Source organism: Parageobacillus toebii NBRC 107807 (genome assembly GCF_003688615.2).
Lineage (GTDB): Bacteria > Bacillota > Bacilli > Bacillales > Anoxybacillaceae > Parageobacillus_B > Parageobacillus_B toebii.
In genome coordinates this window covers 2,847,718-2,862,490 of the sequence record NZ_CP049703.1, presented here as the reverse complement: position 1 = coordinate 2,862,490, position 14,773 = coordinate 2,847,718, and the positions used below count along the sequence as shown (strand labels likewise).

Genomic DNA, 14,773 nt, shown 5'->3' with positions numbered 1-14,773 from the left:
CTCCTATTTATCGGGGATCATACGATGTATTTTGGCGAAGTGCGGGACATTTTGATGAAAGACGAAGCTGGAGATCCTTTATTGTTCTTTGAAGGGAAGCGAAGCACCGCGAAGGAATAATAAACGAAAAGGCTGTCCCAAAAGGTCGTAAAACGACATTTTGAGGACAGCCTTCTGCTTTGCTTTTACTTCATTTGGATATTTTTTGCTTTCTCAAAGGATCTGCTTCTTCTTATCCCTGTATGTTCTCCCTTTTTCTTTTCATTGGGTTGACGGTGGCCGCCCACTTATTCAAATTGTGAGCAGCACAAATAAGTCCCTATTCCACGGTAATTTTTGGGAGACCTCTTAACAAAAAGCGCTGGAATTGCTGGTTATGCTTGATTTGCCCAAGCACCGGCTCGTTTTCGATACGTTGCCGCTCCTTCTTCCGTGGACAGCCGTTCCCGAATTTCCTGCCGTTGTTGTTTTTTCAAAGAAACGTGGATGGTTTTTGTGTCTTTGTCTTTGGTGCATGCCGTTTGAAACGGGCATCCGGCACATGTCGTACAACGATACGTCCGTTTGACGGTGACGTGCCCGTTGTCGGTCGTTTCGTTCCGTTCATACACAAACCCCAACTGTTCCACTTTGGCGCAAATCCACTCATCCAGTTCCTCATCATACGTCATGTTCTCGATTCGGCCGATCTCTTTCGCCTACGATTCGTTTGTTCTAGGCCCAGCGGTGTTGTGGCGGAATCCGCAATGGCCCGTTTGGGCATTGGGCGTCCATAGGCGGCCAATTGCTCCAAATGCGGAATGAAACATCCGGCATCCTCTGCCCGTTGATGCACGCTAAATCCAATGATAAATTGGTTTTCTGTTCCTATTTGTACATTGTATCTCGGTTTTAGCTACCCATTTTTCATATGGTCGTCTTTCATCTGCAGGAATGTCGCATCCGGATCCGTTTTCGAAAAGCTGTTCCGTTCGCCTAACACTTTTTTGTATTCTTCATATTTCTTCTTGCGAAGGAGAAGATCTTATCTCAATTGCCCGTTTGGCTTTCTTTAACGTGCGGTTCTTCGGAACTTTCTTTAAGCGTTCTTCCACTTGTTCGATCACGGCTTCGATCTCTTCCGACGTGATCGGTGAAGCCTCCAGTTTTTCTTGAAAATCCTCTTCTTGTTCCGTCTCTTCATCTTCTTTTGCCACCTGTTCGATCTAGGCAACGATTTTTCGGAATTTCTCTTCCAACTTCTGATCGTACTTTTCTGTTGATTTGCACCAAACAAAGTCGCATTGGTTGGCATTGGCCTCGATTTTCGTCCCATCCAGAAAGTAATCCTCTAGTTTGACGAGCCCTTCTTGACGCAGAAGATCGACAATGGAGAAGAATATTTCGTAAATGACGTCCTTCATCCGTTCCGAGCGAAATCGGTTGATCGTGCGGAAATCCGGTGTTTGATGGCCGGAGAGCCACATAAAGTAAATGTTTTCTTTCAACTGCTTGGCGATTTGGCGAGAGGAGTAGATCCGATTGGCGTAGGCATACAGGATGACTTTCAACATCATTTTCAGGTGATAGGCTGGGCGGCCTCCGCCAGGATAGAGGGAAACGAACAGAGCTGGATCCATTTTTTCTACTGCTAGATCCGCGATCCGGCAAAGATGATGTTTGGGAATGAGAATTCAAGATCCATGGCAAAATCGGTTATAATAAATGTACATAAAAAACTGTCCTTTCTTGGTAGGATTGTGTATACCAAAAAGGAACGGTTTTCTTCTTTTTTTTGACCAAAAGCGAGTGCTATGCGAACACTTTTGGGACAGTCTCTTTTATTTTATACGACTCTTGACAACAGAATATTTGTATTAGACTCAATAGTTACAGATGAAAACAAATAGTGTTTTCGCTAAAAAATATTCCCGAAAAGATACAAACATAAAACTATATGGTATAATTGGCAGGCGATATAGTGATTGTGTCAGATATTTGTCTACTAGGATGCAGCAAAAGAGAAGGGAGGTGTGTATATGAGAATACGCGACTGGGATCGGAATTTAAAGATGCGCTTATTTGGCGAGGCGCTCGTCCATATCGCATTTTGGATGTTTTTTCCGTTTATGGCGATATATTTTACTGAGTCATTTGGAAAGGATAAAGCAGGACTATTATTGATTGTTTCGCAAATTTTTTCCGTGATCGCTAGTTTGATGGGCGGATATTGCGCGGATGTATTCGGACGCAAGCGGATGATGGTGTTGTCTGCCTATGGTCAAGGGGCAGCGTTTTTCTTTTTTGCGCTTGCTAGTTCTCCGTGGTTTACTTCGCCGTTCGTGGGGTATCTTTGCTTTACGATCGCCGGAATTTGCGGGGCGTTTTACTGGCCCGCAAGCCAGGCGATGGTTGCCGATGTGGTGCCGGAAGAACATCGCAGCAGCGTCTTTGCCGTGTTTTATATGTCCATCAATGTTGCTGTTGTGGTCGGACCGATTATTGGCGGGGTGTTTTATGAACATTATCTTTTTGAGTTATTGCTTGCTACGGCATTTTTGTTTCTGTTTCTCGCTGCGGTATTGACAAAATGGCTTCGTGAGACTGTGCCCGCGCGTGAAAACGGAGAGCTGGTGCACGGGAAATGGTATGAGTTTTTGTGGCAGCAAGTCCGTCAGTACAGCGTGATTGTGCGCGACCGAATATTTCTATTGTTTATCATTGCAGGTATTCTTGTCGCACAGACGGTTATGCAGCTGGATTTACTGATTCCTGTGTATACAAAAGATACGGTGGAGAGGCAAACGTTATTTTCCTTCGGTGATTGGTCGTTTACGCTTACTGGAGAGAAAGCATTTGGCCTTCTTATTTCCGAAAACGGCTTGCTTGTTGTGCTGTTTACCGTGTGGGTAACGAAATGGATGGAACGTTATCATGAACGGACGGCGTTTGTTGGGTCGTCCATTGTTTATGGAATTGCGATTTTTTTGTTTGGACAAACGACATCGATTTGGGGACTTATTTTGGTGATGGGATTGTTTACGTTTGGGGAGCTGATGACAGTAGGAATCCAGCAAACGTTTATTTCCAAGCTTGCTCCGGAGGAGATGCGCGGGCAGTATTTTGCGGCTGCGAGCTTGCGCTGGACGATCGGACGGGCGATTGCCCCGCTTTCGATCACGGCAACGATATGGCTCGGGTATGAATGGACGTTTTTCTTGTTAAGTATGCTTTCTTTCATAAGTGCGGCCTTATATATGATTATGTTTCAATTGCTTGAAAAACGGCAAACACACAAAGCATTAACATAATGTTTAAAACCAATGAAGGTGACAGGTGCAAGCGCCTTGTTTGTGCGCAACTAAAGAATGAAGGCTGGAAACCAACCGCATCGCCAAGTGCAAAACATTGGCATGCGGTTTTGTATACGCTTTATAATAATAAACACTAGGGCATACTGGTTGTTTTCGTAACATAGATTCCCTGATTCTGGCATAAAGATGAACTAGAAATAAAGACAGGAGAGGGGAAGCACAGTGAAACAACAGGTGTCTCTCGATGAAACGATAAGGGGGTCAAATCGTACAGAAACAAGAACCGAGGGAAGCGGCACAGCGATGTTAGCGCGCTATGAACAGAGAAAACAAGCGCGTCTTTTTATGCAAAAGCGGCGAAAAAAATATTATCGCCTCATTTGGCGCATCGCTCTCGCTGTCATGGCGGTATGGGGCATTGGAGGGCTGATTTTAAAAGGATATGGAGCCCTCAAAAATACTGCGGAGAGAGAAGTGGCGATTATGCGGTTGGAACAAGCTTTAAAAGACGAAGATATCGCCGATTTGAAAAAGTATATCCGTATTCCTGATGAGTCGCTTTCCGTCAATGAAACGACGCTTCAGCCTTTATTCGCCTATTTAAAGGATCATCCGAACGCGTATGAAAAGTTAGAGAAGGACTTTGAGAAACAGCAGAAAATGAAGCACGTATATATAAAAGGGCTGACGTCAAAACCGCCTATTTTTACCATTAAAGTATATGGAGATCGCTACGTTTTTGAACCGACCTTGTACTTTTTTAACATTCGTTTGAATGAGCCGGATGATAAAATTATCATTAATGGCAAGGAAGTAAAAGGAAAACCGACAAAAGATCCATTGGTGAAAAAGGTCGGTCCGTATTTGCCTGGGACATATACGATTACTAGCGTAAAAAAGGACGGGGAAAAACGTGAAAAACAAACAAAAAAAGTTGCTTTATTTGGCGGTTCACGAGTACATGAAGTGGATTTGACGAGAGAATGATGGAGATCCTTCACGAAGTGGAAGGATCTTTTTGTCTAATATGGGAATACGGCCTGCACTGTAGCGGTGATGATAATATCTTGCGTCTGAATCGGCGTGACTGCTTTTGAGGCGGCTAGCGTTGCGATGGAGGAAGGCGTGCGCGGAATCGATGGAGCGACGCTTTCTTCTGTTACTTGGATCGGTATGTCGTGCAATGGAAGACCGAGAGTGCGGGCAATCACGATGGCTTTTTCTTTCGCGTTTTTTACGGCAAGAGAAAGTGCTTGCTGGTAGTACGGTTGTTCATTAGCGAGGCGGAATTGAATGTGGCGGGCAATGTTTGCGCCGTTTTGGACAGCGGTATCGTAAATGTTGCCGACGGATTTTGGATCTTTGACGGTAATGTCGAAAATATGCTCTACTTCATAGCCGATTAAAGCGGCATTTCCGTTAGAGTAATCATATTTCGGATAAATCGAAAAAGAAGCAGTATCGATATTTTCTTCCCTCACTCCAATTGCTTTCAGCGCGTGAATCATGGCATTCGCTCGTTTTGCGTTTTCTGCGAGCGCTTCGTGTACGTTTTTATGTTCTGTTCGTACTCCGAGTGTAATGATGACCGTATCGGGTTTCGTAATGATGGTCCCTTGTCCGGTGACCGTGATCGTTTTCACGGCTGGCTTGCTTCTTTGAATCGGCATATACCATTCTTGCATCATGATTCTCCTTTCATTTTTACGCTGCTTTATTATTATCCTCATAATCGTTGATGCTCCAATAGTAAACGCGCGGCAGCCCGATATAGCACCAATATTCTTTTAATAACGTGGCACCGACAAAATATACCATTTGCCAATCAATATGTTTCATGCGGCCCAGCTCCTTTGTATATGCTTTTTGTTACAGCATATTCGTCCGTTATGTTGTCCTATGCGCGAAGAGGTGATGGATCCATGACAGCGTCACAAATTTTCCATATGAACTCTAACGATTACCAGTTAGATAAATGAAACAAAATCGGCAATTGACACGTATGAAAGAAAGTGGACATGCTATAATGAAAGTAAATAGATCAGGAGAAAGGGATGGACGATGAAACAGTTGCTTAGAACGTTATGGCGCTGGTTTGTTTCTTGGAATGTAGGTGTTATAGTGGCGGTAACAACGTTTTTTCTCACTGATTTTCGCTTTTTTCCTTCCTTTTTATCCGGAATGGGAGCAATGCTTGCTACATCGTTCGTGATGAAAAAGAGGGATGGAAAAATTACGCCGGGAGGGCTTTTAAAAGAAGAGAAAGTGTATATTCACTCACAGCTTCATGAGGCGCGGAAAAAATGGAAACAAATGCGCATCGCTCGTTTCCGCGTTCGCTCCCTTGTCATGTGGCAAAAAATTTCGCGAATATGTACGGCTGTCGATAAAATGATTCGCGCGGTGGAACAACATCCACATCAATTTCGTCTTGCCCAATCGTTTTTCTTAAACGAACTGCCAATGGCGGTGACGATGATCGAAAAATATGTTTATTTAATCAATCAGCCTGTACGCAATCAAGAGATGAAAGAGGCGTTGTGGAAGACGGAACGGCTTCTTGATGAAGTAGCCGCTTCGGCGGAGCGGCGGTTATTGGAGATACTTTCGAATGATGTGTTTGATTTACAAGTAGAAACGAAACTGCTCGAGCAGTCGCTAGAGCAACAAAAGCTGCCAGAAACGATAAAGTGAAGAAAGGAGAAGGACTATGAAACCGTCTGATCACATGCCGGCAAACGATCTTCGCGAGCAGTGGACAAGCTCGCTGGATTCGCTTTTGGAAAATCCGTTTTCCTTACCGAATGAACAAGAGGAAACGGATATTCATAAACAAACGCAGCCGACAAGACTGATCGATACGTTAAAGCCGGAACATCGCGACAAAGCACTGCAGCTTGCGAAACAAATCGATCCGCGCAACCAGCAAGCCATCATTCAATACGGGGTTGCGGCGCAGGCAGAGCTGTCGAAGTTTTCCCATACGATTTTACATCATGTGCAAACAAAAGATGCAGGGCCCGTTGGGGAAGTGATCAGTGATTTAATGACGAAAATTAAAGAAGTGAATCCGGATGACTTGCTTCCGGCGAAAAAAGGATTGTTTGCGCGGCTGTTTGGCTCTGTGTCAAAATCGCTGCAAGGCATGATCGCAAAGTATCAAAAAATTGGCGTGGAAATTGATAAAATCGCCGATCAACTGGAAAAGCACCGTCAATTGCTGTTTCGCGACATTATGATGCTAGAAACATTGTACGAAAAAAATAAAGAATACTTTGATGCGCTTAACATTTATATCGCGGCGGCAGAGCATAAACTGGAAGAATTGCGGACGAAAGTGATTCCGGAAAAAACGCGCCCAAGCAGAACGGTCAGGAAACCAAATGGAAATGCAAGAAGTGAATGATTTGTTGCAGTTTGCCGATCGGCTGGAAAAACGTATCCACGATTTAAAATTAAGCCGGCAAGTAACGATTCAAACCGCGCCGCAAATCCGCATGATTCAGCATATGAACCAGACGCTGGTCGAGCGCATTCAATCCTCGATTTTAACCGCGATTCCGCTATGGAAAAACCAAGTTGTGATCGCACTGACATTATTCCGCCAGCAAAAAGCGGTCGAGGCGCAAAAACAAGTAACGGAAACGACGAACAATTTGCTGCTTCGCAATTCGGAAATGCTGAAAACAAACAGCATTGAAGTCGCGAAAGAAAATGAACGTGGGCTCATTGATATTGAAACGTTGAAAAAAACGCAGGAAAATTTAGTGACGACATTAGAAGAAACGTTAAAAATCCAGCAAGAAGGCCGCCTCAAACGGCAGCAAGTAGAACGAGAGCTCGTTACGATGGAAGAACAGCTGAAACAAACGTTGTTGTCATTAAAGCGAGACGAGCGATGAATAAAAAGCTGACCTCTTATCGAGTGAGGTCAGCTTTCTTGTTTGTCTTCTTCTTGGTCTGTTGCGCTTCGAACATCGAATTCTTCCGCAATTTCTGTTTGCAGCCCTCGCCGCATAGAATGTTCTTTTTTCTCATCTTGATGGCGAAGAACGATTCGATTCATATAGGCGTGAAACAATATTTCGCCTAGTGCGACAAGCAGTGCGGAAAAGAATGCGGCGTTTATAACAGCAACACCGCCAGCATTGTAAAAAACGCCGATTCCGATCCATACGCCGACAAAAGCAAGGCCAAAATCGGCAATCACCGCTGATAAATTGCCAAAACGTGGAAGAATGTATAAATCGCCGAGCGCATAAGCCACAAGCGTCATCCATAAGCTGAACCATAACAGTTCTGCTGAGGAAACGCGTAAAAATAACGGGATCATCGCAAAAAAGACGGTGGCAAGCAACATGTATTTCCATGCAAGAGCGAGTAAATGTCTCATCGCTGAACGTCATCTTTTAGCAAACAATTATTCAGCCGGAAAATTTGGTCCTTCTAGTTTTTTATCCCCGTATCCGGATTGTTTCTCCATCTCTTTTTCCGGTTGGCGGTCTTTTTGTTGTTGTTCGATGCTCTTATTTTGTTTTTCTTGTTTCAAGTTGCGTTCATCCTCTCTTATCATTCTTTATCATTAGTTTGTCTTTTTAGTGTGAACGTATACATGTAAATAACCATAAACTCCCTCTTTTTATTTTTTCTGATTGTTTCACATTAATAATGAGTAGAATGAACAAGGAGGCATGAATAATGAAAAAACAAGAAAACTTAAATATTGCGGGAAAACAATATGATCCGTCTGATTATGAACGTACTGATTCTTTATCTTCCACGTTGGCGACAACGCACGAACAAGTAAGCGATGTGTATATGGAAGGGACAGTCGATGGGGTCATTGAGGATGTAAATGGAAAAGATATTCCCCTTTCTGGACAAAATGAGCAGTAAGCAAAGGCGTCAAGGTGTGAAAATCCTTGACGTTATTTCATCTTCTCGATTTATAATAAAAGTTGTACATCGTCACCAGGGAGAGAGACAAAAGTGTGGTTGGCTGCTTCTGTATTCACCGCTGTTTGTTTCGGCATTAACAATACGCTGTTGAAGTGGAGCACGCGCCATTCGATGTCGAAACAACATATTCAGTTTTATTTTTATGTCGTGGCATTTTTTATCATGGCGTTGTATGGATGGATGACGAAATCGCTGCATCCTAGTGTGGCATCGATTGTTCTTGGAGCGTTAATTGGCATTTGCAATGCAACGGGAAACATTCAAATGTCCAGGGCGTTTGAAAAAGGTCCAGCTAGCTTAACGGCACCGCTCATTGCGGTGAATGCGATTTTTCCTGTGCTGGCGGCTGGAATGGTATTTGGCGAACACATTCCACTCCTGCATTGGATTGGCGTTTTATGCATGTTATGTTCTGCTGCCATTACCCAATACACTCCGAAGGCGAAAGGAAATTATGAATACATACCTTGGCTGATCCATATCGGCATGGCGATTGTTTCGTTTGGAGCGGTTGGGGTTTTGATGAAGTGGTGTTCTGTTATCGGCATCGGTTCATTGGATTTGCTGACTGCTATGTATGGCGGTGGAGGGATGTATTTATTTTGGAACTGTCGCAACACAATGATACAAAAGCGGGAGTTGCGCCTTGGGACAGCGGTGGCGCTATTTAGCGTCATCGGATTTAGCTGTTACCTTTATGCGCTGAACCAAGGTGTTGCTTCTATCGTATTTCCGATTGTTAGTTTAAACTGTTTAGTCGTAGTAGTGCTTGGTTGTTACTTATTTAAGGAAAAATTGAAATCATACCAGCTTATTGGAATTATTACTGCGTTATTCGGATTGATTTTGACAAAATTGTAGGAGAAAGAGGAAAGAAAAACAGTTCGTACTCAGCTTCCTTCCCGTCCATACTAATACTGATTTTTAACATCATAATTAAGGAGGCTGATGATCGTGAAATGGCAAAGGGCGCTTCTTTCATTGCTGAAGGAACGAAAAGATCATTCCATTGCCTTGGCGATTGATACATCCAATCGTCCATCACGTCCGATTTTAATTCAAAATATTGTTAAGCTGTTTGAAAAAGTAAGACCGGATACATTGTTAGTACAGGCCGATTTTAAAATTCGTGACGTGTCTCCTGTCGGAATGGCGGCTATTAAATATTTTAAACATGGAAAATCGTCATATACGGAAGTATTGGAATGGGCAAAAGAACAAAAAATCGATACGCTTTTTTACATTACCGATGTAACTGGATATTTTTACGAAGAATTGGAAGTGGATTACGAAGTGTTTTGGATTGTTCCCGATGATTATACGCCGCGTGTGCCGTTTGGCAAACCAATCCGCGTGGCGTAAGCGGACAGAATGCCTTAAAACAATGCTGTTTTAAGGCATTCTTTTTTTGTTATTGGACTAGGGTTGCCGTAAGAAAGTGAAAAAATAGGCAGAGAACGTTTATGTTATAAAATATTACATAAAAATTATTTAGTAAGCGATTACAAAAACAAATTGGAGTTGAAAACAAAGATTTTACGTTATATATTATTACATATAGAGTTATAAAATATAACAAAAAGGGGAGAGTGAGAAGAATGGATGGAAAAATGCTGGCGGCAGGACTTGATGCGCTTTGGGTGATGGTGAGCGCGATACTAGTGATTGGGATGCAGGCAGGGTTCGCTTTGTTAGAAGCAGGATCGACAAGAATGAAAAATTCCGGTCATGTGGCAGGAAAACAAATATTGAGTTTTGCGATTGCTTCGCTCGCTTTTTGGGCATTTGGTTTCGCGATTACGTTCGGAGCGGGAAATCGGCTTATCGGAACAGAAGGATGGTTTTTGCAAGGAGATGAAAACACGTTTGCTTCGCTGTCATGGGCGAATGTTCCGTTGGAGTTGAAGTTTTTGTTTCAGTTAGGTTTTGCCGGAGTATCGCTTGCGATTGCATGGGGTGGATTTGCCGAGCGCGCTAAATTATCCGTCTATTTTCTATTTGGAACGATTTTTATGATTGCGATTTATCCAGTGATTGGTCACTGGGTTTGGGGCGGCGGCTGGCTCGGAGAAATAGGAATGCAAGATTTTGCAGGCTCTACGGTCGTTCATCTGCAAGGAGCGATTGCCGCGCTGGTCGCGACAGTTTTGCTTGGGCCGCGAATAGGGAAATTCAATAAAGATAAAACGCCGAACGTTATTCCAGGGCATAACCAAGTGTATACGGTGATCGGCGGGTTGATTTTATGGATTGGCTGGTTCGGATTTAACGCGGGAAGCACGATGGTGGTAGGCGATGGATTTTTCAGCTACGTTGCGTTGACGACCAACTTGGCAGCAGCGGCCGGAGCGATTGCGGCGATTGTAACCGCGAAAATTATGATTGGAAAGGCCGACATTCCGGCAATGGTCAACGGGGTGCTCGCGGCGTTAGTGGCGATTACAGCGGCATGCGCTTTCGTGGAACCGTGGGCGGCGGTAGTGATCGGAGCGATAGCGGGCTCATTGACGTTTTGGACATCGATTTATTTTGAGCGAAAAGGGATTGATGATCCGATTTACGCGTTTTCCGTGCACGGCATCGCCGGCATTATCGGTACGATTTCAACGGGATTTTTTGCTTCGCCGCGTTTAGTGGAAATAACAGGGATTGGAAAGGCCGGCCTTGTGTATGGCGGCGGATTTCATCAACTGATCGTACAAACAGTCGGCGTGCTCGGCGCAGCGGTTTATGTAGCAGTCGTTTCCTTGGTTGTGTTGTTTATATTGAAGAAAACGATTGGATTGCGTGTGACGGCAGAACAAGAAATTTCCGGCTTGGATATTAGTGAGCACGGCTCATACGGTTACCCTGAGCAACTTGACCCTGCTTACCAATCAAAGCCGATTATGCAACAGTAATGTTTGGATGTGCGTTTTCATGCAATCGTTATACGAATGGATGAAGCAAATGGAAGAGGCGGAGACGATCGGCGAACTTCGCATGTATCATGACGAACTTGCCAATCGGGTTCGTGATATTTTGCGATGGGAGGAGATTGAATCGATTTCTCCTATCATCAGTGATGCGCATGATGCTCTTGTGAAGCGGGCTTTTCTGTTTGCGGAAGAGGAAACATTGCGCGCGTCGGTAGGAATACGCCCGCGAAAATGGTGTTGGTATGTGATGGGGAGCATGGGGAGACGAGAGCCGACTATATGGACAGATCAAGATCATGGCATTTTGTTTGAATGCGGTGAACATGAAGAGAAACAATGTTATGAATTCATCCGTCATGTTGCGGCAGTCGGAACCAATTATTTATACGAAATTGGCTATCCATATTGTTCAGGATATGTGATGGCGACAAACAAACGATGGGGGCAGTCGCTTCGCGATTGGGAAAAACAGATAGAGATGTACATCAGCGGCTGCCTCCCTAATGATATTCGTTTTTTGTTTATCGCGATGGATATGCGGCCGATTTATGGGGATAGCGAGCTGGTTACCGATAGCCGGCGGAGACTGTTTCACTCGATCAACCAGGAGATGCAGTTGCTGCGATGCATAGGGGAGCATGTGACATTTCCTGCCATCCCTTTAGGCTGGCTGCACAACGTACAAATGGAACGATGGGGGCCCCACAGTGGAGCGATTCATATGAAACATAGCGGCTATGTACAAATCGTCAACGCATTAAAGTGGCTAGCATGTGTTGCCGATATTTCCGCAGCGACGACGTGGGAAAGATGGTGCGAGATCGCAAATCGAGCGCTGCTTCCGTTGCCGTTGGCAGAAGAAGCGAGGGAGGCGCTCTTGACGTATTACTACATTCGGCTAAAGTATGCAAAAGAAGCTGGAAGTGACCGTGACTATGTGTTATGGCACATGCTGGAAGCAAACGAACGAACATGTCTGAAAAAAGCGATGAGAACAGCAAAAAGATTGCAACGGTTTGTCGTGCGTCGGGCAGGTGGTATAGGTGAGTGAGCGGCATCGTTTTTGGCAGCGGGCGCTTCGTTTTTTGTCACTTGAAATACCGCGCGAAGCATCGTCCGCGTTCATAGGCGGAGAGCATTCGTTGCAGCAAGAAATGTGGCTTCGTTCTTTAAGGAAAGAGCAACAGAAGCAAATCGATATGACGATGCCCCTTGATGAAGTCATGTTTATAATCATTGACATGGAAACGACGGGGTTTTCGCCGCAACACGGTGACGAAATTTTAGCGATGGCGGCGGCGAAAACGGTAAACGGAATCGTAAAAGAAACATATTTTACGCTCGTTTGTCCAGAAAAAGCGATTCCGCCGCACATTTCTTCGCTGACAGGAATTCAAGCAGAAGATGTGCAACATGCGCCGCGCCTATGGGAGGCGATGCGTTCGTTTTTATCGTTCATCCATGGAGGGGTAATGATCGGATATCATATTGGCCATGATTTATCGTTTCTTAATCATTTTCTCTGGACGTATTACCGGACAAAATGGACTGCGCGTTTTTTAGATATGCAGCCCATTGCCGAAATGGTGCGGCATCGTCCGTTTCCTTCGCTAGATGCGGCATTACAATACTACGGGATTTCCTGCGAAAAACGGCATACGGCCGATGGGGATGTACAGGCGATGGCAGAGCTATGGGATCGGCTATTAGAAGAATTAAAAAGCAGAAACATAGAAACGTTAAATGATTTGTATAGCGCGCTAAGCATGCGATAAAAGGCGGTCTCCAAAAGGAGATCGCCTTTTGCATTACAGCGGTTTCGTTGGTGTCGGTTCCGCGTAGCCTTCTTTATATTTCTCGTCAATCATTTTCCGTATTTCTTTGATCGATTTGCCTTGGTCATATTCTACAATCGCTTCTTTTGCGATTTCAAGGCATACACCACATTTTGTTCCGTGATCATCCCAAACGATGGAGCCATCTTTTTTCGTTTCATGAACGAAACAATCGTAGTTATTTTTATGACCCGCCGCTTCTCCGCAGCCGCAGTAGCAAGGAATATGCTCGAGCAAGTCTTTATGCTTGGCGGCTTGCTGATACAAAACAGCCATATCTTCTTCAAAATTGCTTAAAAAGGTTGGAAGATGGTCGATCGATTTTGTCGTTTCGCGGATATCCCCGGAATTGGTTGTATATGTCATGGAATGGTCATGCTTTGTTTCGCTTGCTTTGTCATCGGAGCAAGCGCCCATGATGATGCCAAATGAAAGCAGACACGCTGCCATAATGGCGGTGCGCTTCATGCCATCGTCATCCTTTCTATAATAAACTTGTACTTTCAATCTAACATAGTGCAGCGGAAGCGGCAACGTTTTTCTGCCGACAGCGCTGTTGATGGAGGCTGCTTGCACAAAAAACTGCCCTGCGTATGCAGGGCAACTTTATTGCATTCATTGTTGTTGCAAGAAATATTTTTCGATGTCATCGAGCATTAAATGGGCAGCGAGCACACCGCCTGCCGTGTTCCAAATCGTGTCGCTTACTTTGTACACTTTTCCTTGTTTTGCGACGTTTAAGCTTTTAAAGAGCGGATCGTTAATCCATTCTTTTTCTAGTTTGCTTGCTTCTCCGTCTCCTGTTTCATAGGTGAAGTAGAAGAGGATATCGCCGTCCATCGCCGGGATGCGTTCTTTCGTTACACCCATTTCGGCAAAGTCGTTGACATTTTGCGATTCCGGACGGGAAAATCCTAGCTGATCTAAAATGACACCGGAGAAGGAGTCTTTATGATAAATGCGGACATCTCCTGCCATAAAGCGAACGATGGATACTTTCATTTTCAATTTATCGCCTAATTTTGCTTTTAAGTCTTCAATACGCTTGTCATATTCAGCGATGACTTCTTTTCCTTTTTCTTCTTTATTCACTGCTTTGGCATAGAGCATAAAGTTATCTTTCCAGTTGCCGCGAAGCGTTTCGGAAAAAACAGTCGGGGCAATGGCTTTTAGCTGTTCGTAAATTTTTTCATGGCGCAGTTTATTGCCGATAATTAAATCCGGTTTTAATGCCGCGATCGCTTCTAGGTTTGGTTCTGCTTCCGTTCCAAGCTCCTTGACGCCTTCCATTTTGTCTTTAATGTGATCGTACCATGGGTTGCCTGTCCATGATTTGACCGCGCCGACCGGTTTGACGCCTAACGCCAATAGCGCTTCGGTTCCTTCATTCGTTAAAATGACGACGCGCTCCGGTGTTCCTTTTATTTCTGTGGTGTCCATGGCGTGTTCAATGGTATAGGTTGTTTCTGTTTGTTTTTTATTGCTGTTCGTTTGTTTTGGATCTGCCTCCTCATTTTTGCCGCAGCCGCCGAGAATGGCAAGAAGAGAGAGAACGGCGGCAATGAGAAAAGAGAGTTTAGATTTGAACATTATGTATCCCCCTTTAATTTATTTGATAATGATTTTCATTTATACCGAAAATAATAAATGATGTCGATAATCATTGTCAATAAAAAATATGGGTGAAAATAAAATAAAAAACCATTGACGTTGAGAGTCATTATCAAATAGACTTATCGATAGAGATAGATAATATATAAGGGAGATT

15 protein-coding genes and 2 pseudogenes are annotated in these 14,773 nt (G+C 44.1%); 10 read left to right on the top strand and 7 right to left on the bottom strand.

Going from position 1 to position 14,773, the window contains the following annotated elements; genetic code table 11:
* Positions 1 to 232 precede the first annotated feature (232 nt).
* Positions 233 to 1,673: pseudogene (locus DER53_RS14610) on the bottom strand (IS1182 family transposase).
* Positions 1,674 to 2,018: 345 nt separating this feature from the next.
* Between DER53_RS14610 and DER53_RS14605 the strand changes: the two are divergent.
* Entirely contained in the window at positions 2,019 to 3,290 is a 1,272-nt protein-coding gene (locus DER53_RS14605) for an MDR family MFS transporter (RefSeq protein ID WP_062755170.1), read from the top strand.
* 225 nt (positions 3,291 to 3,515) lie between these two features.
* The gene (locus tag DER53_RS14595; protein ID WP_062677968.1) at positions 3,516 to 4,280 is read left to right on the top strand and encodes a TcaA second domain-containing protein; all 765 of its coding nucleotides are present in this window, start codon (positions 3,516 to 3,518) and stop codon (positions 4,278 to 4,280) included.
* A 35-nt stretch (positions 4,281 to 4,315) separates the two neighbouring features.
* Here the strand turns inward: DER53_RS14595 and DER53_RS14590 are convergent, their stop codons facing one another.
* Positions 4,316 to 4,978, bottom strand: coding sequence for an SIMPL domain-containing protein (locus DER53_RS14590; protein ID WP_015864161.1), 663 nt, complete (start codon positions 4,976 to 4,978; stop codon positions 4,316 to 4,318).
* A 19-nt stretch (positions 4,979 to 4,997) separates the two neighbouring features.
* Positions 4,998 to 5,132, bottom strand: a complete 135-nt coding sequence (locus DER53_RS17635) for a hypothetical protein (protein WP_015864160.1) — start codon at positions 5,130 to 5,132, stop codon at positions 4,998 to 5,000.
* Between the two features lie 222 nt (positions 5,133 to 5,354).
* On the opposite strand from DER53_RS17635, the gene DER53_RS14585 reads away from it, so the two are divergent.
* Together DER53_RS14585 and DER53_RS14580 are read left to right on the top strand one after the other, a co-directional pair.
* Positions 5,355 to 5,987 (top strand): 5-bromo-4-chloroindolyl phosphate hydrolysis family protein, encoded by a 633-nt coding sequence (locus DER53_RS14585; RefSeq protein ID WP_015864159.1) that lies wholly within the window; start codon positions 5,355 to 5,357, stop codon positions 5,985 to 5,987.
* Positions 5,988 to 6,003: 16 nt separating this feature from the next.
* A pseudogene (locus tag DER53_RS14580) lies at positions 6,004 to 7,195 on the top strand (toxic anion resistance protein).
* 29 nt (positions 7,196 to 7,224) lie between these two features.
* Here the strand turns inward: DER53_RS14580 and DER53_RS14575 are convergent.
* The gene (locus tag DER53_RS14575) at positions 7,225 to 7,686 is read right to left on the bottom strand and encodes a YndM family protein (RefSeq protein ID WP_062755174.1); all 462 of its coding nucleotides are present in this window, start codon (positions 7,684 to 7,686) and stop codon (positions 7,225 to 7,227) included.
* Positions 7,687 to 7,713: 27 nt separating this feature from the next.
* Entirely contained in the window at positions 7,714 to 7,842 is a 129-nt protein-coding gene (locus DER53_RS17630; RefSeq protein WP_255265206.1) for a hypothetical protein, read from the bottom strand.
* A gap of 149 nt (positions 7,843 to 7,991) precedes the next feature.
* Here DER53_RS17630 and DER53_RS14570 point away from each other — a divergent pair, with 149 nt between their 5' ends.
* The 6 genes from DER53_RS14570 to DER53_RS14545 all read left to right on the top strand — a co-directional run bounded on the left by DER53_RS14570 (position 7,992) and on the right by DER53_RS14545 (position 12,945).
* Positions 7,992 to 8,189 (top strand): YozQ family protein, encoded by a 198-nt coding sequence (locus DER53_RS14570; protein WP_062677965.1) that lies wholly within the window; start codon positions 7,992 to 7,994, stop codon positions 8,187 to 8,189.
* Positions 8,190 to 8,282: 93 nt separating this feature from the next.
* Positions 8,283 to 9,113 (top strand): DMT family transporter, encoded by an 831-nt coding sequence (locus DER53_RS14565; protein ID WP_062755176.1) that lies wholly within the window; start codon positions 8,283 to 8,285, stop codon positions 9,111 to 9,113.
* A gap of 93 nt (positions 9,114 to 9,206) precedes the next feature.
* The gene (locus DER53_RS14560) at positions 9,207 to 9,614 is read left to right on the top strand and encodes a VWA-like domain-containing protein (RefSeq protein WP_062755294.1); all 408 of its coding nucleotides are present in this window, start codon (positions 9,207 to 9,209) and stop codon (positions 9,612 to 9,614) included.
* Positions 9,615 to 9,850: 236 nt separating this feature from the next.
* Positions 9,851 to 11,152: an ammonium transporter gene (locus tag DER53_RS14555; protein ID WP_062755177.1), complete on the top strand. Its 1,302-nt coding sequence runs from the start codon at positions 9,851 to 9,853 to the stop codon at positions 11,150 to 11,152.
* A 19-nt stretch (positions 11,153 to 11,171) separates the two neighbouring features.
* A complete protein-coding gene (locus DER53_RS14550) occupies positions 11,172 to 12,221 on the top strand; it encodes a DUF294 nucleotidyltransferase-like domain-containing protein (protein WP_062755178.1) in 1,050 nt (349 codons plus the stop codon).
* The gene (locus DER53_RS14545) at positions 12,214 to 12,945 is read left to right on the top strand and encodes an exonuclease domain-containing protein (protein WP_062755179.1); all 732 of its coding nucleotides are present in this window, start codon (positions 12,214 to 12,216) and stop codon (positions 12,943 to 12,945) included. Before DER53_RS14550 ends, DER53_RS14545 begins: the two co-directional genes overlap by 8 nt.
* A 33-nt stretch (positions 12,946 to 12,978) precedes the next feature.
* On the opposite strand, the gene DER53_RS14540 is transcribed toward DER53_RS14545, so the two are convergent.
* Together DER53_RS14540 and DER53_RS14535 are read right to left on the bottom strand one after the other, a co-directional pair.
* Positions 12,979 to 13,473, bottom strand: coding sequence for a PCYCGC domain-containing protein (locus DER53_RS14540; RefSeq protein ID WP_015864153.1), 495 nt, complete (start codon positions 13,471 to 13,473; stop codon positions 12,979 to 12,981).
* Between the two features lie 147 nt (positions 13,474 to 13,620).
* Positions 13,621 to 14,595, bottom strand: coding sequence for an ABC transporter substrate-binding protein (locus DER53_RS14535; RefSeq protein ID WP_062677959.1), 975 nt, complete (start codon positions 14,593 to 14,595; stop codon positions 13,621 to 13,623).
* Between the last annotated feature and the right edge of the window lie 178 nt (positions 14,596 to 14,773).